19 protein-coding genes are annotated in these 22,808 nt (G+C 40.5%); 4 read left to right on the top strand and 15 right to left on the bottom strand.

Features of this window, described 5'->3' with window-relative positions; genetic code table 11:
• Positions 1–13: 13 nt before the first annotated feature.
• The 6 genes from odhB to sdhC all read right to left on the bottom strand — a co-directional run bounded on the left by odhB (position 14) and on the right by sdhC (position 7,665).
• Complete coding sequence (gene odhB, locus CWC17_RS00075) at positions 14–1,537, bottom strand: 2-oxoglutarate dehydrogenase complex dihydrolipoyllysine-residue succinyltransferase (RefSeq protein WP_138611762.1); 1,524 nt, start codon at positions 1,535–1,537, stop codon at positions 14–16.
• A gap of 3 nt (positions 1,538–1,540) precedes the next feature.
• Positions 1,541–4,360 (bottom strand): 2-oxoglutarate dehydrogenase E1 component, encoded by a 2,820-nt coding sequence (gene sucA, locus CWC17_RS00080; protein WP_138611763.1) that lies wholly within the window; start codon positions 4,358–4,360, stop codon positions 1,541–1,543.
• Positions 4,361–4,449: 89 nt separating this feature from the next.
• Positions 4,450–5,166, bottom strand: coding sequence for a succinate dehydrogenase iron-sulfur subunit (locus CWC17_RS00085; RefSeq protein ID WP_004586682.1), 717 nt, complete (start codon positions 5,164–5,166; stop codon positions 4,450–4,452).
• Between the two features lie 10 nt (positions 5,167–5,176).
• On the bottom strand, positions 5,177–6,949 hold the full coding sequence (gene sdhA / locus CWC17_RS00090) for a succinate dehydrogenase flavoprotein subunit (protein ID WP_055015984.1): 1,773 nt from the start codon (positions 6,947–6,949) through the stop codon (positions 5,177–5,179).
• Positions 6,950–7,297, bottom strand: coding sequence for a succinate dehydrogenase, hydrophobic membrane anchor protein (gene sdhD, locus CWC17_RS00095; protein ID WP_055015985.1), 348 nt, complete (start codon positions 7,295–7,297; stop codon positions 6,950–6,952).
• Complete coding sequence (sdhC, locus tag CWC17_RS00100) at positions 7,288–7,665, bottom strand: succinate dehydrogenase, cytochrome b556 subunit (RefSeq protein WP_082429331.1); 378 nt, start codon at positions 7,663–7,665, stop codon at positions 7,288–7,290. Before sdhC ends, sdhD begins: the two co-directional genes overlap by 10 nt.
• Before the next feature lie 416 nt (positions 7,666–8,081).
• Here sdhC and CWC17_RS00105 point away from each other — a divergent pair, with 416 nt between their 5' ends.
• From CWC17_RS00105 to CWC17_RS00115, 3 genes are all read left to right on the top strand, one after another.
• A complete protein-coding gene (locus CWC17_RS00105; RefSeq protein WP_138541147.1) occupies positions 8,082–9,368 on the top strand; it encodes a citrate synthase in 1,287 nt (428 codons plus the stop codon).
• Positions 9,369–9,478: 110 nt separating this feature from the next.
• Entirely contained in the window at positions 9,479–10,705 is a 1,227-nt protein-coding gene (locus tag CWC17_RS00110) for an aminotransferase class V-fold PLP-dependent enzyme (protein ID WP_138611764.1), read from the top strand.
• A gap of 13 nt (positions 10,706–10,718) precedes the next feature.
• Positions 10,719–11,135: a SufE family protein gene (locus CWC17_RS00115; protein ID WP_055019756.1), complete on the top strand. Its 417-nt coding sequence runs from the start codon at positions 10,719–10,721 to the stop codon at positions 11,133–11,135.
• 1 nt (position 11,136) lies between these two features.
• On the opposite strand, the gene tcdA is transcribed toward CWC17_RS00115, so the two are convergent.
• Genes tcdA through CWC17_RS00150 form a run of 7 tightly spaced genes read right to left on the bottom strand, consistent with a single transcriptional unit; the run spans position 11,137 to position 18,598 of the window.
• Positions 11,137–11,940 carry a tRNA cyclic N6-threonylcarbamoyladenosine(37) synthase TcdA gene (gene tcdA / locus CWC17_RS00120; RefSeq protein WP_138611765.1) on the bottom strand — a complete coding sequence of 268 codons (804 nt, stop codon included), beginning with the start codon at positions 11,938–11,940 and terminating at the stop codon, positions 11,137–11,139.
• Complete coding sequence (locus tag CWC17_RS00125) at positions 11,941–12,612, bottom strand: TIGR01621 family pseudouridine synthase (protein WP_138611766.1); 672 nt, start codon at positions 12,610–12,612, stop codon at positions 11,941–11,943. It lies immediately after the preceding gene.
• A 2-nt stretch (positions 12,613–12,614) separates the two neighbouring features.
• Entirely contained in the window at positions 12,615–13,376 is a 762-nt protein-coding gene (kdsB, locus tag CWC17_RS00130) for a 3-deoxy-manno-octulosonate cytidylyltransferase (RefSeq protein WP_138611767.1), read from the bottom strand.
• On the bottom strand, positions 13,364–13,561 hold the full coding sequence (locus CWC17_RS00135) for a Trm112 family protein (protein WP_055015993.1): 198 nt from the start codon (positions 13,559–13,561) through the stop codon (positions 13,364–13,366). The genes kdsB and CWC17_RS00135 overlap by 13 nt, the downstream gene beginning before the upstream one ends.
• Complete coding sequence (lpxK, locus tag CWC17_RS00140; RefSeq protein ID WP_138611768.1) at positions 13,551–14,531, bottom strand: tetraacyldisaccharide 4'-kinase; 981 nt, start codon at positions 14,529–14,531, stop codon at positions 13,551–13,553. The genes CWC17_RS00135 and lpxK overlap by 11 nt, the downstream gene beginning before the upstream one ends.
• A complete protein-coding gene (gene msbA / locus CWC17_RS00145) occupies positions 14,528–16,273 on the bottom strand; it encodes a lipid A export permease/ATP-binding protein MsbA (RefSeq protein ID WP_138611769.1) in 1,746 nt (581 codons plus the stop codon). Before msbA ends, lpxK begins: the two co-directional genes overlap by 4 nt.
• 60 nt (positions 16,274–16,333) lie before the next feature.
• Positions 16,334–18,598, bottom strand: a complete 2,265-nt coding sequence (locus CWC17_RS00150; protein WP_138611770.1) for a DNA internalization-related competence protein ComEC/Rec2 — start codon at positions 18,596–18,598, stop codon at positions 16,334–16,336.
• On the opposite strand from CWC17_RS00150, the gene CWC17_RS00155 reads away from it, so the two are divergent.
• Positions 18,578–19,084 (top strand): DUF2062 domain-containing protein, encoded by a 507-nt coding sequence (locus CWC17_RS00155; RefSeq protein WP_055016018.1) that lies wholly within the window; start codon positions 18,578–18,580, stop codon positions 19,082–19,084. The genes CWC17_RS00150 and CWC17_RS00155 overlap by 21 nt on opposite strands.
• A 59-nt stretch (positions 19,085–19,143) precedes the next feature.
• On the opposite strand, the gene CWC17_RS00160 is transcribed toward CWC17_RS00155, so the two are convergent.
• Both CWC17_RS00160 and uup read right to left on the bottom strand, forming a co-directional pair.
• Entirely contained in the window at positions 19,144–20,880 is a 1,737-nt protein-coding gene (locus CWC17_RS00160) for a DUF3466 family protein (protein WP_138611771.1), read from the bottom strand.
• Positions 20,881–20,891: 11 nt separating this feature from the next.
• Positions 20,892–22,802, bottom strand: coding sequence for an ATP-binding cassette ATPase Uup (gene uup / locus CWC17_RS00165; RefSeq protein WP_138541155.1), 1,911 nt, complete (start codon positions 22,800–22,802; stop codon positions 20,892–20,894).
• Positions 22,803–22,808: the final 6 nt, after the last annotated feature.

Raw genomic sequence — 22,808 nt, forward strand, 5'->3', positions numbered from 1 at the left:
TCATACTACTCGATTAAACATCCAGTAATAAGCGAGTTGGATCTTCAAGTAACTCTTTAATAGTCACTAGGAAACCAACTGATTCTTTACCATCGATTTGGCGGTGATCGTAAGATAGTGCCAAATACATCATTGGAAGAATTTCAACTTTACCATTTACAGCCATAGGACGCTCTTGGATTTTGTGCATACCCAAAATTGATGACTGTGGTAAGTTGATAATAGGCGTAGAAAGTAACGAGCCAAATACACCACCGTTAGTAATGGTAAAGTTGCCACCTGTCATATCGTCAAGTGTTAGTTTACCGTCACGGCCTTTAAGGGCTAATTCACGAATACCTTTTTCGATTTCTGCAACAGACAGCTTGTCACAATCTTTAAGTACTGGTGTAACCAAACCACGTGGCGTAGATACAGCGATGCTGATATCAAAGTAATTGTGATAAACAATATCATCGCCATCAATTGATGCATTTACTTCAGGGAAGCGTTTAAGTGCTTCAGTTACTGCTTTCACGTAGAAAGACATAAAGCCTAAACGAATACCGTGACGCTTTTCAAATACTTCTTGGTACTGCTTACGAAGGTCCATAATAGGCTTCATGTTTACTTCGTTAAACGTAGTTAACATTGCTGTTGAGTTTTTCGCTTCTAATAAACGATTAGCAATGGTTTTACGTAAGCGCGTCATTGGTACACGTTTTTGTGTACGGTCACCCATAGGTGCAGCTGGTGCTGAAGTATCTTCTTTCTTAGCCGCTGGAGCAGGCGCTTTTAGGAAAGTATCAACGTCTTCTTTCGTTACGCGGCCATTTTTACCTGTGCCTTTAATTTTAGACGCATCAAGACCTTTTTCAGCAATTAAACGACGTACAGAAGGCGTTAACACATCTGAGCTATCGTTAGACTCACTTGCAGCAGGCGCTTCTTCTGCTTTAGCTGTAGGTGCTGCTGGAGCACCGCCCGCTTTAACGTTACCAATAACTTGTTCACCAAGTACAGTATCGCCTTCTGCGTTTAGTTGCTCGCCCATGATACCGTCTTCTTGAGCTACTACTTCAAGAACAACTTTATCAGTTTCAATATCTACCAAGTTTTGGTCGCGAGTTACCGCTTCACCTGGTTGTACATGCCATGTAGCAATTGTTGCGTCTGCAACTGATTCTGGAAGTACAGGTACTTTAATGTCCACTTCTTTACCTTCTGATGCTGGAGCTGATTGCGCCGCAGGCGCGTCTTCTGATTTTTCAGGTGCGGCTTCTTCTTTTGCCGGAGCACTGTCACTTGCTGGTGCTGCATCAGCATCACCAAGTAAACCGATAACTTGATCACCAAGTACCGTTGCACCTTCTTCTTGTGATATTTCAGTAATTACACCGTCATTTTGTGCAACCACTTCTAAAACCACTTTATCTGTTTCAATGTCTACTAAGTTTTGGTCACGGCTTACTTTGTCGCCTACACTTACATGCCATGTAGCAACGGTAGCATCTGCAACCGACTCAGGAAGAACAGGAACTTTAATTTCTGTGCTCATTGCTTATCCTTTCTTTTGTATAGTAAGCGCGTCTGCAACGAGCGCTTGTTGTTCTTTAGTATGTACTGACATGTAACCACACGCTGGAGATGCTGATGCCTTACGTCCCGCGTAAGTTAATTTAGCACCTTGTGGGATTGCATCAATAAAGTGATGTTGCGAACAGTACCAAGCACCTTGGTTTTGTGGCTCTTCTTGACACCAAACAAAATCAGTAACGTGCTGGTAACGCTCCATAATCGTGTCCATTTCTGCATGTGGGAACGGGTAAAGTTGCTCCACACGTACAATAGCAATGTTGTCTTGCTCAAGCTTACGACGCTCTTGTAATAGTTCGTAATAAACTTTACCACTACAAAATACCACGCGCTCTACTTTCTCAGGATTAATATCATCGATTTCGTCGATCATATTATGGAATACACCCTGTGAAAGTTCTTCGAGCGAAGATACCGCAAGTGGATGACGAAGTAATGATTTTGGTGTCATTACAATCAGTGGTCGACGAAGTGGTCTAACAGATTGACGACGTAGCATAGCGTAAACTTGTGCAGGTGTTGAAGGAACACACACTTGCATGTTGTGATCAGCACATAGTTGTAAAAAACGCTCTAAACGTGCAGAGCTATGCTCTGGACCTTGTCCCTCGTAGCCATGCGGCAGTAAACACGTTAGGCCACATAAACGACCCCACTTTTGTTCGCCAGAACTTAAGAATTGGTCAAATACTACCTGTGCACCATTAGCAAAGTCACCAAATTGGGCTTCCCACAGTACTAATGAAGTAGGTTCAGCTGTTGCATAACCATACTCAAAAGCAAGCACGGCTTCTTCAGATAATACTGAATCGTATACTTCAAACGTACCTTGTTCTTCACTTAAGTGCTGAAGAGGTAAGTACGTTGAACCATCTGATTGACTATGCACTACAGCATGGCGGTGGAAGAAAGTTCCACGGCCTGAATCTTGACCCGTTAGACGAATATCAGTGCCTTCATAGGCAATTGTTGCATATGCAAGTGTTTCTGCCATACCCCAATCTAGTGGTTTTTCGCCATTGGCCATAAGCTTACGGTCATCGTAAATCTTTTTAACACGAGACTGTGCTTTATATTCTTCAGGGAACTGCGCAACTTGTTCGCCAAGTGCTTTTAGCTTGTCTACCGGTACGCTTGCGTCGTAGTCAACGTTCCACTCGTGTCCTACATACTTAGCCCAATCAGATGAGTGTGAAGTCTCTGGCTGGATTTCTTCAACAACACAGTTACCTTCATCTAAGCCGTTACGATATTCATCGGCTAAAGCTTTCACCTCATTCTCTGTGAATGAACCTTCAGAAATAAGTTGATCAGCGTAGATAAGGCGAGGTACCGCATGTTTTTTAATTTTTTGATACATAAGAGGCTGTGTAGCATTAGGCTCATCAGCTTCGTTATGGCCATGGCGGCGGTAACATACTAAATCGATTACTACATCACGTTTAAACTGATTTCTGAAATCAAGTGCAAGTTGAGTAACAAATGCAACGGCTTCAGGATCATCAGAATTAACGTGGAAGATTGGCGACTGAACCATTTTTGCAATGTCAGTACAGTAATCAGTAGAACGTACGTCATCTTGTTTTGAAGTTGTAAAACCAACTTGGTTATTTACAACTATACGGATACTACCACCGCATGAGAAGGCGTTTGTTTGTGACAAGTTAAATGTTTCTTGTACAACACCTTGGCCTGTAATTGCCGAGTCACCGTGGATGGTAATTGGTAATGCTTTACTACCTGAGCTGTCACCTAAGCGATCTAAACGAGCTCTTACAGAACCCATAACCACAGGATTAACAATTTCTAGGTGAGATGGGTTGAACGCAAGCGCCATGTGAACATTGCCACCTTTGGTTGCAAAGTCAGAAGAATAACCCATATGGTATTTAACATCACCCGAGCCTAACGTATCGTTGTGTTTGCCAGCAAACTCATCAAACAACTCAGATGGGTTTTTACCTAACACGTTAACTAGTACGTTTAGACGCCCGCGGTGAGCCATACCAATAACAGCTTCTTTTTGCCCGCTTTCGCCAGCACGGTGAATAAGTTCTTTAAGCATAGGAACTAACGCATCACCACCTTCAAGTGAGAAACGCTTAGCACCAGGGAACTTTGCACCTAAATATTTTTCAAGACCATCTGCTGCGGTTAATCCTTTAAGGATACGCAATTTTTCTTCTTTAGAAAAAGTAGGTCGTGATTGAACAGACTCTAAACGCTGTTGTAACCAACGCTTTTCTTCTGTTGATGTGATGTGCATATACTCAGCACCGATAGAACCACAATAAGTAGTTTTTAGTGCTTGGTATAGTTCACCTAAAGGCATAGTATCGCGGCCTACGGCAAACGATCCTACATTAAATTCGCGGTCAAAATCAGCTTTAGATAAGTCGTGGTACTCTAGCTCTAAATCTCGAACACGCTCTCGTTGCCAAATGCCTAGCGGATCTAGGTTAGCATTTTGGTGTCCTCGAAAGCGGAAAGCATTAATAAGTTGTAGTACTTTGACCTGTTTAAGATCACCGCCACTACCCTCAGCTACCACTACCTCTCTATGCTTGTTTTTAGCAAGCGCCGCAAACTGTGAACGAACTTCTGAATGCTTTACTTCAACATCCACACCATCTACTTTTGGTAATTGTTCGAACACTTCTCGCCATTCTTCTGGCACAGAAGTCGCATCATCTAAATACGCTTCATAAAGCTCTTCTACATAAGCAACGTTGCCGCCGTTTAAATGTGAAGATTCTAGCCATGCCTTCATCACACCTTCGTGCATTTATAAGCCCTTTTCTTTAGCGCAGAAATTAATAGTTGTTATAACAAGATGGCTAATAAAAATATTAGCCATCTTACGTTACTAAGTGATTAAACCGCGCGGTTTAATAACATAGATTTGATTTGTCCAATTGCTTTGGTCGGGTTAAGACCCTTAGGACAAACGCTAACACAGTTCATGATACTGTGGCAACGGAACACACTGAACGCATCGTCTAAGTCTGCTAAACGCTCTTCAGTTGCCGTATCGCGGCTATCAGCCAAGAAACGGTAAGCATGAAGAAGGCCTGCTGGACCAATGAACTTGTCTGGATTCCACCAGAACGAAGGACACGATGTAGAACAACATGCACATAAAATACACTCGTAAAGCCCATCTAATTTATCACGTTCTTCAATAGATTGAAGACGTTCACCAGCCGCTGGCTGATCGTTAATTAAGTATGGTTTAACTTTTTCGTACTGAGTGTAGAACTGACTCATGTCAATAACAAGGTCACGTACCACAGGTAAGCCAGGTAAAGGACGAATTACAATAGTACCTTTGCCACCTTTTTGCAGCGTAGATAATGGTGTAATACATGCTAAACCATTTTTACCATTCATGTTAACGCCATCAGAACCACACACGCCTTCACGACATGAGCGACGGAATGATAAAGTAGGATCTTGCTCTTTTAATAATAAAAGTGCGTCCAATACCATCATGTCCTGACCTTCCTCTGTTTGCAAAGTGTATTCTTGCATTCGAGGTGCGTTATCAACGTCCGGATTGTAACGATAAACTGAAAATTGTACTTGTGCCATCGTCTCGCTCCTAGTAGGTACGTGCTTTAGGTGGGAACGCTTCACGCGTCTTAGGCGCGTAGTTTACTTCACGCTTGCTCATTTCATCCGTAACAGGATTGAATACTGAGTGACATAGCCAGTTTTCGTCATCACGATCTGGGTAGTCAAAGCGAGAGTGTGCACCACGGCTTTCAGTACGGAAGTTTGCAGCAACTGCAGTCGAGTATGCTGTTTCCATAAGGTTGTCTAGTTCAAGACATTCGATACGCTGCGTATTAAAGTCAGATGATTTATCATCAAGACGCGCATGTTGCAGACGTTCACGAATCTCTTTAAGCTCTTTAAGACCTGTCGCCATAGAGTCACCTTCACGGAATACCGAGAAGTTAAGCTGCATACATTGTTGTAAGTCTTTTTTGATTTGTACTGGGTCTTCACCTTGACCAGCCGTTGAATTTTCCCAACGATTAAAGCGAGCAAGCGAAGCATCTATATCAGATGCAGAAGGCGCTTTAGTAATTTCAACTTCGTTTAGGTATTTACCTAAGAAGTTACCAGCAGCACGACCAAATACAACTAAATCAAGTAATGAGTTACCACCTAGGCGGTTTGCACCATGCACAGATACACAGGCAATCTCACCAACTGCAAACAAGCCTTCTACTACTTTTTCGTTACCATTAGCATCGATTTGTAGCGCTTGACCATTTACGTTAGTTGGAACACCACCCATCATGTAATGACACGTAGGTATTACCGGAATTGGCTCTTTAGCAGGGTCAACGTGAGCAAATGTTTTAGCAAGATCACAAACACCTGGTAGGCGTAGATTAAGCGTCTCTTCACCTAAGTGGTCAAGTTTCAACTTAATATGTGGGCCCCACGGACCATCACAACCACGACCTTCACGGATTTCAGTCATCATTGAACGTGCAACTACATCACGAGACGCTAAGTCTTTTGCGTTTGGTGCATAACGTTCCATGAAGCGTTCGCCATCTTTATTTAAAAGATAACCCCCTTCACCACGACAACCTTCTGTTACAAGTGTACCAGCACCTGCTATACCCGTTGGGTGGAATTGCCACATTTCCATATCTTGCATAGCAACGCCAGCGCGGGCTGCCATACCAACACCATCACCCGTATTAATGTGGGCATTAGTTGTCGATGCGAAAATACGACCAGCACCGCCGGTTGCAAGCACAACAGCTTTTGATTTGAAGAAAGTGATTTCACCTGTTTCAATCTCAATTGCTGTACAACCTACTACATCACCATTATCGTTTTTAACTAAATCAAGTGCATACCATTCAGAGAATACATTGGTTTGGTTTTTTACGTTTTGTTGGTATAGAAGGTGTAATAAAGCATGACCAGTACGGTCAGCTGCTGCTGCAGTACGTGCAGCTTGTTCACCACCAAAGTTTTTCGATTGACCACCGAAAGGACGTTGGTAAACACGGCCATTTTCAAAACGCGAAAATGGTAAACCCATGTTTTCTAATTCAGTAATAGCTTCTGGGCCAGTTTGACACATGTATTCGATAGCGTCTTGGTCGCCGATAAAATCGGAACCTTTAACGGTATCGTACATATGCCATTCCCAGTTATCTTCGTGCGAATTACCTAGCGCTACTGTAATACCACCCTGTGCAGATACAGTGTGAGAGCGTGTTGGGAATACTTTAGATATTAACGCACACGTTTTGCCTGATTCAGTAATGGCAAGAGCGGCGCGCATACCTGCACCACCTGCACCAATTACAACGGCGTCAAATTCACGAACAGAATATTTCACTTAAACACCCCATAAAACGATTAGACCAATAGCTACGTAAGCAACGGCCATCAGGTTTAATACAAAGCCTAAAACAGCGCGTAGTTTAGCGTTTTTAACGTAATCCGTTAAAACTTGCCAAAGGCCAATGCGGGTATGAACCATCATGCATACTAGGGTAATTAGCGTAAAACCCTTCATAGCAAGATTAGAGAATAGGCCTGTCCAGGCTTCGAAAGTGACTTCTGGCATTGCTAAAAAATAGCCGATAATAAAAATCGCATATGCGGTGATTACTAGAGCCGTGGTACGTAAAGATACGAAATCTTGTACACCATCACGTTTAAGAGTTGCTTGATTTAAGACCATATCCACACCCCTGCCAGTACGGCAAATACAACGCCAAGTGCCATTGCAACTTTAGCGCTCAGGTTACCCGATTCAAGTTCTTCCCAGTGGCCCATATCCATAATGATGTGACGGATACCACCAATAAGGTGATAACCCAATACAGAAAGTGTGCCCCAAGCTATGAATTTGGCAATGAATCCGCTAAACAGACCCTTGACGAATTCAAAACCTTCAGCTGAAGAAAGAGACTCAGACCAAGCCCAAATGACAAACGTTAAAGCAAAAAATAATGCAACACCGGTGACGCGGTGAAAAATTGATGCTTTAGCCGTTGCCGGCATAGATATAGTTGTTAGATCTAGATTTACAGGTCTTTGCTTTTTCACAGTTACTTGCCCATCTTGCTCACATTGGAGCTCATCTACTTGTTTTTCTAAAACCCACCAAAATTTCTGGTGGAACTATCAAAGTAAACGTGTCAATACAGCAAAAGTTCACAAATCTGCAAAAATTACGCTGTAAAAATATGTTTACCTAAATACAAAGCGGTTTAAAACCTCCGATAGTATATATACCCAAAGGTTGTTTTACAATTCTTGTTTAGTTAGAGACGTTTGCGAATTAGCCGATAGTATAATATTTAATTGATGGCGAATATTTATTATACATATGTGCATAATGTTTATAAAAATTGACTTTAACCCCCTCTTTCACGTTAAAATGCGAAGATGTGCTTAAAACAAGATTTCAGAACTTTAAAAATCTAAAAATCAGAATAGATATCTTAATAGGAGATACATAGATGGCAGATAAAAAAGCCACAGTCCATATTGATGGACTAGATCCAATCGAACTTCCAATTTATCAAGGCACTGCTGGCCAAGATGTAATCGACGTACGTACGTTAGGTTCACACGGTCACTTTACTTATGACCCAGGTTTCATGTCGACTGGCTCTTGTGAATCTGCAATCACCTACATTGATGGTGGTAAAGGTGTATTACTTCACCGTGGTTACCCAATTGAGCAATTAGCTGAAGACTCTAACTACATCGAGCTTTGTTACTTACTATTAAACGGTGAGTTACCAACTAAAGAGCAATACGATTCATTTGCAAAAGAAATCACGCATAACACCATGCTTGATGAGAAAATTGCTAACTTTTTCCAAGGTTTCCGCTTCGATGCTCACCCAATGGCCATGCTATGTGGTGTAGTAGGCGCATTATCTTCTTTTTACCACGAAGATCTTGATATTACTGATGCAAGCCAACGTAAAACAAGCGCTATTAAACTTGTCGCTAAATTACCGACTATTGCAGCTATGGCGTACAAAACAAACATTGGTCAGCCGTTTGTTTACCCACGTAACGATTTAAGCTACGCAGAAAACTTCTTACACATGATGTTCTCTGTACCGGCTGAAGAATACAAAGTTAACCCTGTAACAGCTAAAGCAATGGACAAAATCTTCATGCTTCATGCTGATCACGAGCAAAACGCTTCAACGTCAACAGTACGTTTAGCCGGTTCTTCAGGCGCTAACCCATATGCATGTATTGCAGCGGGTATCGCATCTCTTTGGGGTCCTGCTCACGGTGGTGCTAACGAAGCATGTTTAAACATGTTAGAAGAGATTGGTTCTGTTGATCGTATTGATGAGTACGTTGCAAAAGCAAAAGATAAGTCTGACCCGTTCCGTCTTATGGGCTTTGGCCACCGTGTTTACAAAAACTTCGACCCACGCGCTACGGTAATGCGTCAAACATGTCATGAAGTTTTAGCAGAGCTTAACATTCAAGATCCACTTCTTGATATCGCTATGAAGCTTGAACAAATTGCCCTTGAAGACCCATACTTTGTAGAGAAGAAACTTTACCCTAACGTTGATTTCTACTCAGGTATTATCTTAAAAGCGATTGGTATTCCAACAAGCATGTTCACTGTAATTTTTGCAATGGCACGTACAGTTGGTTGGATCACTCACTGGGATGAGATGCTATCTCAACCTGGTCATAAGATCAGCCGCCCTCGTCAAATGTATACTGGTTACACGCAACGTGACTTCGTATCAACTGACAAGCGCTAAACTTAGTTAGTTAAAAAAGGCCGCTTTTGCGGCCTTTTTTGTGCGCTTTGCTTGTCAATTTTATGAAACCGATTACAATTCCTGCCTAAATTTATAGATGTTGAATAGCCATGCCTTCTCAAGAGTTTGATATAACAAAAATCCGCAATGACTTCCCTACTTTAAACCAAACCCTTAATGGCAACCCTTTAGTTTATTTAGACTCTGGCGCAACGTCGCAAAAGCCACAAAGCGTGATTGATGCAACCACTCGTTTTTATAATTTAAGCAACGCAAATGTTCACAGAGGCCGCCACACCTTAAGCGAGCGCGCTACTGAGCAGTATGAAGCAGCAAGATTAAAAATAGCAGATTACTTTAACATAAAGGCTAATGAAATAGTCTGGACAAAAGGTGCAACAGAGGCGCTAAATTTACTTGCTCATGGCCTACAAAGTCAAATTACTCACGAAGATACGGTATTAATTACGCCACTTGAGCACCATGCTAATATTGTTCCTTGGCAGGTATTAACGCAAAATACGGGGGCAACACTATCTGCACTCCCCCTTGAGCAAAACGCGACGTTTAATATAGCGTGCTGCATAGACTTTATCACACAGACTAAAGCAAAGGTGCTGTGTATCAGCCAAGCCTCTAACACATTAGGTAATATTACCAATTTAGCCCCATTAATAGCTGCAGCGAAAGCAGTCGGCACGTTAGTTGTTGTCGATGGCGCACAAGGAGCTATGCATTTACGCCCTAATTTAAAACAGCTCGGGTGCGATTTTTATGTTTTCTCAGCACATAAAATGCTTGGTCCTACGGGTATTGGGGGCTTATATGGTCGCTATGAATTACTCAATGAGCTTACCCCGTACCAAACGGGTGGTGAGATGATTGATACTGTTACCCTTGAAAAAAGCACCTACCGAGCCGCTCCTGCAAAATTTGAGACTGGCACCCCAAACATAGCCGGAGTAATTGGCTTTAGTGCAGCAATTGATTATTTATCAGCCCTAAACATACAACAATTACAGCGCTATGAGCGGACAATTTTTAATTATGCAGCGACACAGCTAAGCAAAATTGATGGGGTTACTATCTATAGTGACCTAAACAATAATATTGGTACCCTTAGTTTCAATTATAAAGCTGAACACCCTTACGATTTGGCAACTTTGCTTGACGGATTTGGCGTTGCAGTGCGCAGCGGTCACCATTGTACGCAACCATTAATGCATCATTTAGGGGTAAAAGGCACTGTTAGAGCAAGCTTTGCATTTTACAATACTCATCAAGATGTAGATAATTTCATCCATGCCTTGAAAGAATCGATTGATTTATTAGACTAATTTAGGATAACTCATGACAAATACGTTTAACAGCGTAATTAAACCTATACAACATGCGCAATCTTGGCAGCAAAAATATCGCGAAATAATGCTTTTGGGCAAAACACTTCCCGCTTTAGCGGATGTACTTAAAACCGATGACGCACTTGTTCCTGGGTGTGAGAGCAAAGTGTGGATGTTTATGGAGTTTGACGATAGCGAGAATCGTTTAGTGGTTATTGGCGATTCAGACACCCGCATTGTAAAAGGCTTATTAGCGATAATTTTAGCGCTTTATAATGGCTTAACACCTGAAGAAGTCGTGAATATTAATGCGTATGACGAATTTGAAAAGTTAGGCTTGATTAAACACCTTAGTGCATCTCGTGGGAACGGAATAAAAGCCATGGTAGAGGCAATTCAAAGCATGGCAGCAAACAAGCTCAATTAAACTATTGAGCTTGTTGTAAACGCTGTTTTTTATCTAAATATTTACGTACCGCTTTAGCCGCTACAAAAAAGCCAAAACTTCCTGTGATCATAGTGACCGAGCCAAACCCGTTATTACAATCCATATTCATTGTACCATCAGCATTTTGTTTAGCATGGCATACACTGCCATCACTGCCTGGGTAAACTAGTTGCTCAGTTGAGTACACACAATCAATATTAAATTTGCGTTTTGGGTTGTTACTAAAATTATATTGTTTGCGTAAAATATAACGCACTTTAGCAAGTAGCGGATCTTGCGTGGTTTTAGCCACATCGCCAAATGTTATTTGGCTAGGATCAGTTTGCCCGCCCGCGCCGCCTGTAGTAATAATAGGCATTTTATTGCGCTTACAATGAGCAATAAGCGCTGCTTTTTCCTTAACTGCATCAATACAGTCAATAACGTAATCAAAACCTTGAATATGCTCACGAATATTTTCAAGTGTAATAAAGTCATCTATCACAGTTACTTTACACTCTGGGTTTATCAGTACGCAGCGACTTTTCATTGCATCTACTTTGGCTTGGCCAATACTGCCGCTAAGCGCATGAATTTGCCTATTTACGTTCGTCGCGCAAATATCATCTAAGTCAATTAAAGTGATCTTACCCACGCCTGTACGTGCTAAAGCTTCGGCGGTCCAACTTCCTACACCGCCTATTCCCACTACACAAAAATGGGCTTGTTGTAGCCAATCAAATTGTTGGTTACCGTATAGGCGTTTAATTCCGCCAAAACGAATATCGGTTACTTTTTCGCTCATTTACCAATCCAGTTCCCACGGCGATTGCCATGCTTGAAATTCTTGATGATTAATTAATTGCTGGTACTCATCACCCTTAGTAGGCAGCAAAGTGCAATTAATTTGCTCCCCATGCCATACAAAACTTAACGCATAGGCATGAAGATACGCTCGCTCAGCTGCGCTACCGCTATAGAGTGAATCGCCTAAAATTGGCGTCCCTAAACTTTTTAATGCCACTCTAAGTTGGTGAGTTTTACCCGAATATGGCTTTAATATATACGCCCTAAACCCCGGCTTATAACTAAAAGAATAAAAGCGGGTAATGGCTGGGTTTTGCATGGTCGGTAAAAGCTTAAACATGCCCCTGCGAGACTTAGCCATATCACCTTTTATCCACCCTTGCTTTTTTTTAGGTTTAGCATTGCTTATTGCTAAATAAAACTTGTTTATTGCATGCTCAGTAAAAAGAGACGTAAATTTAGCAGCGGCTTCTTTATTGCGACTAAGAATAATAAGGCCAGAGGTCACTTTATCAAGGCGGTGAACAGCAAATAATTTTTCGCCCGTTTGCTGCTCAGCTAATACCACAAACCCTTTTTCACCTTCTGAGTGAAAATTAAGCCCCGCTGGTTTTTCAAATATGTAAAAATCAGCGTGGCTAAACACGATGGGTAATTCTCTTTTTACCATTATTAAGCTTGCTTAGCTTTTAGGTAGGCAATCACTTTTTCTAGATCCTCGGGCGTATCAACCCCAGCATGTGGCGTTACTTTAGCCTGCTCAATTTTGATAGCGTAACCATGGTACAACACCCTAAGTTGCTCTAGCGACTCAAGTACTTCAAGCGGCGATACACTTAGCTCAATATACTGCTTAATGAAGCCCGCGCGATAAGCATATATACCCACATGGCGATGAAAAGGCGTTATATCTAACACACTGTCGTTATTTAGCATTGCGCTTCTGTCAAACGGAATACTGGCACGTGAAAAGTACAACGCATTTTTATTAAAATCACTAACTACTTTCACTGCATTAGGATTAAATACTTCCTCTTGTTCTTCAATGGCTACACTTAATGTTGCCATTGGCGCGCTCGAATTATTGAGTAAAGTGGCAACTTGAGATACGTTTTCGCTGGCAAGTAATGGCTCATCGCCTTGTACATTTACCACCACGGTTTCAGCATCTAGCTTAAGTAAGTCAACCACCTCTGCCAAGCGCTCAGTACCCGATTGATGATCTTCTCTTGTCATGAGCACATCATTTGTGAACGATTTAACAGCATCAAACACTTTTTGATGATCGGTTGCAATAACCACTTTACTTGCACCTGACAAACACGCTTTTTCATACACATGTTGAATCATAGGTTTACCGCAAATGTCGGCTAATGGTTTGCCAGGTAAACGGGTAGACGCGTAACGTGCAGGTATTACAACTATGAATTCCACTTATCAACCTCATCTTGAGATAACTCGCGTGCTTCATTTTCTAAAAGTACTGGTATATCGTCGCGTACAGGGTATGCAAGTTTAGCTGCGGTGCTGATAAGTTCTGCATTGTCTTTATCAAAACGAAGCTTTCCTTTACACACAGGGCAAGCAATTATTTCAAGTAATTTTGTATCAAAGGCCATTGAGGATCCCTTTTTGTTTTAATAATAAATCTAATTTATGTATAACAGCGTCTGTAGGTTTTGCATTAACAGGTAGGTAGTACCAATTATCTTTTGCAAAGTCTCTACATTTTACCGCATCTTTTTCTGTCATTAATACGTTGTCGTCATTAAATTGAGTAAAATCAGCCAAGCTATAAGCATAGTGATCTCTAAAATGATGCGTTGAAAGCAGCTGAATATTTTGATCTTCTAGTGTATTTTCAAAACGCTTCGGGTTACCAATAGCACTGACCGCATGGCCTTGTTCAATTGTTTTATTCACTGGAGTATTGTCAGCAACGTGCCTGAGCCCACTCGTTTTTAAAACGTAGCTATGTGGTGCGCCTCCACCATTTTCAATCACTAAATCAACGCTATTTAATCTGTGTTTTGTTTCACGTAATGGTCCTGCGGGCATAACAAAGCCATTGCCAAACCGCCTTTGGCTATCAACAATGCAACACTCTATATCGCGCGCCATTTTATAATGTTGCATACCATCATCAGAAATAATGACATCCACACAAAATTGCTGCTCTAATAATGTAATATTGGCTTCTCTATCCGGCCCAACAACTAGAGGACACTTTAAACGATTAAATAAAAGTATTGGCTCATCACCGGCTTGCGCACTTGTTACACCGCGCTCTACCACCAGCGGGTAGCTTTTTGCTTTACCGCCGTAGCCACGGCTAATAATACCCACTTTTAGGCCTTGCTCTGACAAGTATTCGTACAGCCATAATACAAATGGGGTTTTGCCATTTCCACCTACACTTATATTGCCCACCACAATCACTTTAGATTTAGCTTTAAAAGATTTAGCAATACCACATTGATAAAACCCTTTTCTAATACTGGCAATTAACCAAAAAAGTGCAGCTAACGGCAATAAAAATAGTGTTATAAAACCAAATGGTTTATACCAGCTTTGCTCGATTTTACTCACCCGTGTTCACCAAATTGCATTTTGCAAAGCGCAGAATACGTGCCGTCTTTGGCAAGTAAACTTTGGTGATCACCACTTTCAATCACCCGACCGCCGTCGATAACGTATATTTTGTCGCTGTTTTCAATTGTTGATAAACGATGCGCAATAACAATCGACGTTTTGTCTTGCATAAGGGTATCTAGTGCTTGTTGAATAAGCTTTTCTGACTCGGTGTCTAGTGCTGATGTTGCTTCATCTAAGATCAAAATAGGCGCATCTTTTAATATAGCGCGCGCAATTGCGATACGTTGACGTTGACCACCAGAGAGCATCACCCCGTTTTCACCAACCATGGTATTGAGCTGTTCAGGTAGATCTTTAACAAATTCCCATACGTGGGCTTGTTTGACCACCTCTTCTAACTGCTGCGGTGTTATTTTACGGGTTAGTCCATAACAAATATTGTTAGCAATTGTGTCGTTAAATAACACCACTTGCTGAGATACCAAAGCAAACTGGCGGCGTAAATCTGCCAGTTTATATTTATCAAGTGCAACGCCGTCGAGTAATATTTCACTGGGTGCTTCTAAGTCATAATAACGTGGTAATAAATTAGAAATAGTTGACTTACCCGAGCCAGAACGCCCTACAAGTGCGATGCTTTCTCCGGCTTTTATACTCATTGATAGGTTATTTAAAACAGCTTCATCTTTAGTGGGGTATTTAAAGGTCACGTTTTTAACCTCAATTTCGCCCTTCACTTTATCTACGCTGTAAGTACCTTTATCTTTTTCTATTTCTTCATCTAAAACTAAAAAAATACTTTGCGCTGCAGAAATACCACGCTGCATATCACTGTTCACGTTTGCTAATTGTTTAAGCGGACGTAAAAGCATCATCATAGATGAAATAAGTACAACAAAATCGCCAGAGCTGATGGTATCTATCATAGAGGGCATAGAAACGACCCACAAAATAACAGCCATTGCACTGGCCGCTAGTACTTGAATGACCGACACGCTTAACGCTTTAGTGGCATCCATTTTTATACGTTGCTGGCGATTATGATTATTGATTTTTGAAAACTGGTCGACTTCCTGTTGTTGGCCACCAAACCCATGAATAACCTTATGGCCACTTAACATTTGCTCAGAGCTTCGGGTAACTTGGCCCATCGCAGACTGTATGTTCTTCGAAATATGGCGAAAACGTTTAGATACAAACGTAACAATGATTGCCACTAAAGGAATGATCACTAAAAATATCAGTGAAAGCTTCCAGCTGGTATAAAACATAACGCCAAGTAAAAAAACCACAAAAGCGCCTTCACGTACTACAATTAATAATGCTTTAGTAATTGCTTGCTGAACTTGTTCTGTGTCAAAGGTGATCTTTGAAATTAAATCACCTGTTGAGTTTTTATCATGAAACGACACAGGCAAATGTAATATGTGTTCAAATAACTGCTGGCGTAAAGCGCGTACTACTTGCGAGCCTACATAGCTTAAGCAATAAGAAGACATAAAATTAAACAGGCCACGCCCTATAACTAACGCAATAACTACAAAAGGAGCATAAGCTAACACTTCGTTATTTCGTTGATTTAAGCCTTCATCAATAAAAGGTTTCATTAATTGAATAAATAAAGCATCCATACCCGAGTAGCCGATCATTCCAATAATAGCAACGAAGGCAACGCTTTTATAATCACCGACGTAAGAAATCAACCGCTTATAGATTTGTGTAGTACTTTGACTCATATTACTCTCGTTATACAATTTCAGCCCTTATTGTATCCTTCAAACAGCCAAAACTAAACGTCAATCTTCTATAAACCAATAACTTTCGTGTTTGCGAGCCGTTGTCACTTCAAAGCCATCTTTATATATACTCACAGTAATTTGCCCATCACGTGCAGTCACATATTGTTTAGCATTTATTGCTTTGTAGCGCGAAACCACGCTTTCACTAGGAAATTGCCACTGTCCTTCAAAGGCTGTTGAGTGAATAACGGTGTGCGGATTAACATGGTCGATAAATTCCAGGCTAGAAGACGTATCACTGCCGTGATGAGGGCTTAAAATCACATCGGCTTGCAATGATTGAGTTTTAATAAGGCTCAGCTCACGCGCTTTAGAAATGTCACCCGTTAATAGCATCGTAAATTGTGGCGATTTAACTAATAACACACAGGAGTTATCGTTTTCATTATCATATTTATCACTCGAAAAACTACTGATATGCAAGTCATTAAAGTTATAGTCCAAAGAGTTACATCGCGTGGTAATGCCATGTGGATGAAACCGTTTAAAGCTATGACCAAACCCCGCTTTAATAAAATGCGCTGCCCCTCCTGCATGATCATTATCTTGATGGCTTATTATGGAATCACTAACAGTTAAATTGTGGGCTTTTAAATACGGAATTAACACACTGTATGTACGGCTAAATCGGTTGAAGTAGCTAGGTCCAAAGTCATAAACCAATGCTTGATTATCTTTTTCAAGTAATGTCATTAGCCCGTGCCCCACATCAAACACATGTAACTGCCAAAGCGGTTTAGGTAAAAACATGTAATCCACCAAGGCAACACACAAGGGAATAATTGCCAAGCGTTTAAACGGGCTAAACCACGCTATTAAAATAAATATATAAGCCGCAATTAAATACAGCGTGCTTGGTTTCGCTATATCTAACCACCTGTATTGCCAAGGTATAGTATCCATATAATCAAGTAAAATGCGCAGCATATTATCGAACAACACTATAACAGGCGTTATATCTACCACCGTACTAATAATCGTAATTAGTAGCAAACATGGCATAATTACTACGCTTAATAATGGAATGGCTACTAGGTTAATAATAAGCCCTACAATACTTACACCGCTAAAATAAATAAGGGTAATAGGCATAAGCGCAATAAACAAAGCAACCTGAATAATACACAGCGCCAATAGCACGTTAAGCCAATTATATTTCGTTTTAGGAAGTCGTTTTATAACTAGATAAATAATTGCTACAGCAATAAAAGAAAAATATAACCCGGGGTTTAAAACATTAAAGGGGTTAATAAGTAATACCGCGACCAGGGCATATAATATGCTTCTCCATCTTAATGGCTGTTTAGCCACAAAGTACAGCACCCAAGCGCATGTTAACATTATAAAAGCGCGAGTGGCTGAGAGTAAAAAATCACTTAAATACACATAAATAAATGCTGCAAACCAACCGGTAAAACTATAAAAAAATGTTAAGTTGATGGACTGTGCTACTCTAACTTTCAAAATGTATGCTGTGTACTTACATAATAAATAAAAACAGCTGAATATAAGCCCTATATGTAACCCTGAAATCGCTAATAAATGGCTCAAGCCTAAGCTTTGCATTGTTTGCTTATTTTCAAAGGACATAAGGGACTTGTCACCACTTAATAGCGCATAATAAAGCCAGTTAAGTGATGTTTTTTGAAATGTGCGTTTTAAAAATTCTCTATACTTAATAATTATTGAAGGGGAAGCCCCATGCGAAATACTGATTTGTTTATTCAGTACTTTCCCTTTAAATAGTATGCGCTGTTTAAATGCATGCACGTTGTTATCAAACACGTTGAAATTTTTTATTGTTCTAAATTCTTTCAACACTATTGCTGCATCAAAGGTATCACCGTGCTTAATGAGTTGCTCAGAATCGACACTTAACATCGCTTTTGGCGCTTTAAATTTATGTATTTCATCCCCATTAAGCTTTAATAACGTTGCTTTTATATACTGTGGTTGCTTTGCTGAGATGACTTCATCAACATAGATTGTGGCTGGATAAGCGTAGTTATTTTCAACATTTGGCAACTTATAGTTATAAAACAGGTAAAAGTGCACAACAATGCAGCAAATAGCTAAAATAAACCCTAACAAAACATTTAAAAACGGCTTAAAATAGGCGCTCGCAATAAGGACAGATATTGTGATGACTGTAAACTCAAGGGTTTGATAATAAAATACGGTTGAAATACAGCCAATTACAAATCCAAGACTAATCCACACTGAAGTAAATGGTTGCTTGAAATGCCTAAGAAAACGATTCAACGATTTTTACCTGATCCTAATAAAATTAGGCATCATAAAACACTTAGAATATTCGGCCGCCTATTACAAGACGCCAATCTATGGCATTTGAACAGACGCTCTGCAAGAGGCGCATTTGCAGTAGGTTTATTTTTTGCGTTCATCCCTGTTCCTTTTCAGATGGTTTTAGCAGCCGCAGCAGCTATCGTTTTTAGAGTAAACTTACCTATTTCTGTTGCATTAGTATGGCTTACCAACCCACTAACAATGCCGCCAATATTTTATGGCTCATACCTTGTAGGTACGCTCGTTTTAAACCAACCAGAGCAGCATTTTGCATTTGAAGCCAGTTGGGCATGGTTTTTAGAAAGCCTTTCTACCATAGGCCCTGCATTTTTAATTGGCTCATTGGTCTGTGCTTCTATCGCTTCTGTTATTGCTTATTTTAGTATTGATATTATTTGGCGCCGCTCTGTACGAAAAGCATGGCTTGCGCGTAATCAGTAAATTATAGCCGAAAAAAAACCAACTTTTATAAGTTGGTTTTTTTATCGACAGGCTTAAGCTTAAAATCTAAATACTCTTCGTAAGCCAAAAAGCGGTAACAACAGTAGTGTATACCATGGGAAGCTTGCAGAGCTTCTTTCATAAAGCTCTTCTTCAATAGCGGCACAGTCTTCTACTTCGCCATCAATAGGTGTAAGTTTTACTGCAACAGCAACACTTTCGTACTCGATATTACCTTCAAGATCAGTTTCTACATTACCAAAGGTATCGCGCTTTTCAACGGTTTTAGTAGCTACACCAAAGATTTCATTATCTTCATTAATAACCTTTGCTTCTGCCATCGTGTAGGCGTAGTCTGTTTCACCATCTGTTTCGTAACAAGGGAGCAAATCATTTAGGTTGGTAATCTTATCGTCACCAATTTTATAGATAAACGCTTCTTTACGGCGGCTGTTTTCAGATGTACCCACTTCGCCTTCACCAACAACATACCCTTGGTTATTAATGTCATTACCATAAGCACTTGAGCTATTAAAGTAACCAGTAGGGAAAACGGTATTGCCCGTACTTATATCATGATAGAAAAACTGATCACGAAGTGTGGTTTCAATGCGTTTTGATGCATAACCAACAATTATATCGTTGTCGTTTACTGCAAGTGCTTTACCTGAAAGCCAATCGTCTTCTTGGTCTATAAAATTAAACACGTCACCATTTTTAAAATACACAGGCATTGTTAAAATCGTGTCGTCATTTTTATAGTAGCGAGCATTAGACGAACCTACAATTGTGCCATTGTTATTAAGTGCAAGCGCAGTGCTTGTAAAGGCAAAATCGTCATCATCTTCTGGCGTTAAGGCCAAACCCAGTATTTCAGTAGAAGTGATATTAAATGCTTCATCAAGCTCCCACTTTACCGCACGCTCATCAAATACGCCTGTAGTAACACTCGAATTTAATAATTGTACACATGTAGAGGTTGGTTCGTCTTCGTTATCACAGTTATCTTCAATGTTATCAAGACGATCTTCAGGAATACCTGTAGAAACATAGCCAACTACCGTATAGCCGTCGTTTGTTTTTATAATATCGTTAGCGCGGCTAGTACCGCCGTAATCGTCAAAATCAGGAACTAGCTCAACCTTTTGCGTGCCATCTTCAGAAATAACAATACCGCGTTCTATAAAGTCATGAGTAAACCATGTTTCTTCTTCATCTTCACCATCTGGGGTAAATGAAACTTTATCGTATGGTGCTGCACTCCAGCCAACACTCACGCCATCTTCGCTTACCGCGTTATAAAAGTTACTAATAGAACGTGTTAAACCATCGTAATCAACCGACTCTTCGTCAAATAAAACTTGCTCAGTAACAATGCCATCGTCAAATTTAATACCCACTACCGCACTTAGTTTTTGGTATTCAAAATCAGTGGGCCTGCCAGCTAAAAAGCTGACCATAAATGAATGTGCATCGGCGTTATTAAAAACAGCATCGTTATTTTCTATATCATCAAGTGTAAACGTGATTTCTTTATCACTTAATTCAAAATTGTACTCTTCACTGTCGTATGCATTTTCAATCACGCTTTCGGTAAAGTCGATATAGCTTATGTCGATTGGTAAATTATACAATCCGTTGGCAGTACCAATAATGTGCCCGCTTTCGCTTACGTCAGTTACGTAAGAATGTTTAGCGCCGTCAAGAGTACCTAGTTCTGTTAATTCATAGGTTGCACTTAATGCAGATGTACTCAATGTCGCTAAAATACTGGCAGCGAGTAATTTATATTTCATTTTAATCCTTACTACTGATTCTGTAATTCTTCAAGTTCTTCCCAGCGCTCAAACGCGGCTTCAAGGTCAGACTCAAGTTTTGCTAAATGGTTCAATGCATTAGTGGTAACGTCACTATCTTGTTTGAAAAAGTCAGGATCGCTCACTACAGCTTGCTGCGCTTCTACAGCGGCTTCAAGTTGTTCCATTTTATTGGGTAGTTGCTCTAATTCAAGTTTTAATTTGTAAGAAAGCTTAGTGCTTTTGTTTTCAGGTTTTTTAACAGAAACAGGCGCAGGTTTTACGTCTTTTTTTGGTGCTTGCTGCTGTTTTTCTTGCTCGGCTAAATAACTTAAATAAGCTTGGTAATCGGTATACCCCCCCACCATATCAGTTATTTTACCATCCCCTTCAAACGCCCATACACTGCTACATGTATTATCAATAAACTCACGGTCATGGCTTACTATAAGCACAGTTCCTTGATACTGATTAATAATTTCTTCAAGTAACTCTAATGTTTCAATATCCAAATCATTGGTTGGCTCATCGAGTACTAAAATATTGGAAGGTTTTAAAAATAATTTCGCGAGTAAAAGTCTATTTTTTTCACCACCAGAGAGTGCTTTTACAGGTGTACGTGCACGTGCCGGTGGAAATAAAAAGTCTTGCAGGTAACCTAGTACATGACGAGAACGCCCGCCCATCATTACCTCTTGTTTACCCTCGGCAACATTATCTTGAACAGTAGCCTCTTCATCAAGCTTTTGTCTGTATTGGTCAAAGTAAGCAAATTCAAGGTTCACCCCTTGCTTAACATGCCCACTATCAGCTTCTAACTCACCAAACAGCAGCTTAAGTAGTGTTGTTTTACCAATACCATTTGGGCCGACTAAACCAATGCGATCTCCCCGCATAACAAGGGTAGAGAAATCATCAGCAATTACTTTATCTTTAAATGCATGACTCAAGTGCTTTGCTTCAAATACTAACTTGCCTGATCTGTCTGCCGTTTCAATATTAAAATCAGTTTTACCTACTTGCTCTACGCGGGCTTTGCGTTCAACACGTAACTGTTTTAGTTCACGTACACGGCCTTCGTTGCGTGTACGACGCGCTTTAACCCCTTGACGGATCCATGCTTCTTCTTCAGCTAAGCGTTTATCAAAAAGCGCATTTTGTGTTTCTTCTACTTTTAAGTCGTGCGCTTTTTGTTCAAGGTAGGTTGCGTAATCACCTGGGTAAGATATAAGTTTACCGCGGTCTAAATCTAAAATACGCGTTGCAACAGCACGAATAAACGCACGGTCATGAGATATAAATACAATACCGCCTTTAAACTCTTTTAAAAACTGCTCTAACCATTTAACGCTGTCTACGTCTAAATGGTTAGTTGGCTCATCGAGCAACAGTAAATCAGGCTCGCTGACTAATGCCCGAGCTAAAGCAACTTTACGCAACCACCCACCCGATAGTGATTCTAACTTAGCATCTGGGCTAAGCTCTAAACGCGTTAATACTAGTTGAATTCGCGAATCAAAGCGCCAACCGTCACACGCTTCTAATTCGTTAGATAATCGCTCAAGTTTATTTAGTAATTTGTCGGTACAATCAGTTTGTAGTTGCGTGCTCACATGATGATAATCAATTAATAAATTGGCTATATCAGGCATGCCTTGCGCTACGTAATCAAATACTGAGCCGTTTGCCCCTTTAGGTGGATCTTGCTCTAAACGAGAGATTTTAATGCCACCTAATTGGTTAATTTCGCCATCATCTAAAATTACTTGGCCATCAAGTACTTTTAAAAGTGTTGATTTACCTGCGCCGTTTCGCCCTACAATACAGACGCGCTCGCCACTTTCAATAACCGCATCGGCATTATCTAATAGTGGGTGGGTGCCATAAGCTAACTGCGCTTTTTGTATTCTTATTAAATCCATAAATAC

Origin of the sequence: Pseudoalteromonas sp. S3785 (assembly GCF_005887365.1) — a bacterium.
Lineage (GTDB): Bacteria > Pseudomonadota > Gammaproteobacteria > Enterobacterales > Alteromonadaceae > Pseudoalteromonas.

Excerpts from the sequence above, each read along its gene's own strand:
- odhB (WP_138611762.1), bottom strand. The coding sequence starts at position 1,537 with ATGAGCACAGAAATTAAAGTTCCTGTTCTTCCTGAGTCGGTTGCAGAT.
- sucA (WP_138611763.1), bottom strand. The coding sequence starts at position 4,360 with ATGCACGAAGGTGTGATGAAGGCATGGCTAGAATCTTCACATTTAAAC.
- CWC17_RS00085 (WP_004586682.1), bottom strand. The coding sequence starts at position 5,166 with ATGGCACAAGTACAATTTTCAGTTTATCGTTACAATCCGGACGTTGAT.
- sdhD (WP_055015985.1), bottom strand. The coding sequence starts at position 7,297 with ATGGTCTTAAATCAAGCAACTCTTAAACGTGATGGTGTACAAGATTTC.
- CWC17_RS00105 (WP_138541147.1), top strand. The coding sequence starts at position 8,082 with ATGGCAGATAAAAAAGCCACAGTCCATATTGATGGACTAGATCCAATC.
- CWC17_RS00110 (WP_138611764.1), top strand. The coding sequence starts at position 9,479 with ATGCCTTCTCAAGAGTTTGATATAACAAAAATCCGCAATGACTTCCCT.
- CWC17_RS00115 (WP_055019756.1), top strand. The coding sequence starts at position 10,719 with ATGACAAATACGTTTAACAGCGTAATTAAACCTATACAACATGCGCAA.
- tcdA (WP_138611765.1), bottom strand. The coding sequence starts at position 11,940 with ATGAGCGAAAAAGTAACCGATATTCGTTTTGGCGGAATTAAACGCCTA.
- CWC17_RS00125 (WP_138611766.1), bottom strand. The coding sequence starts at position 12,612 with ATGGTAAAAAGAGAATTACCCATCGTGTTTAGCCACGCTGATTTTTAC.
- CWC17_RS00135 (WP_055015993.1), bottom strand. The coding sequence starts at position 13,561 with ATGGCCTTTGATACAAAATTACTTGAAATAATTGCTTGCCCTGTGTGT.
- msbA (WP_138611769.1), bottom strand. The coding sequence starts at position 16,273 with ATGAGTCAAAGTACTACACAAATCTATAAGCGGTTGATTTCTTACGTC.
- CWC17_RS00155 (WP_055016018.1), top strand. The coding sequence starts at position 18,578 with ATGCCTAAGAAAACGATTCAACGATTTTTACCTGATCCTAATAAAATT.
- CWC17_RS00160 (WP_138611771.1), bottom strand. The coding sequence starts at position 20,880 with ATGAAATATAAATTACTCGCTGCCAGTATTTTAGCGACATTGAGTACA.
- uup (WP_138541155.1), bottom strand. The coding sequence starts at position 22,802 with ATGGATTTAATAAGAATACAAAAAGCGCAGTTAGCTTATGGCACCCAC.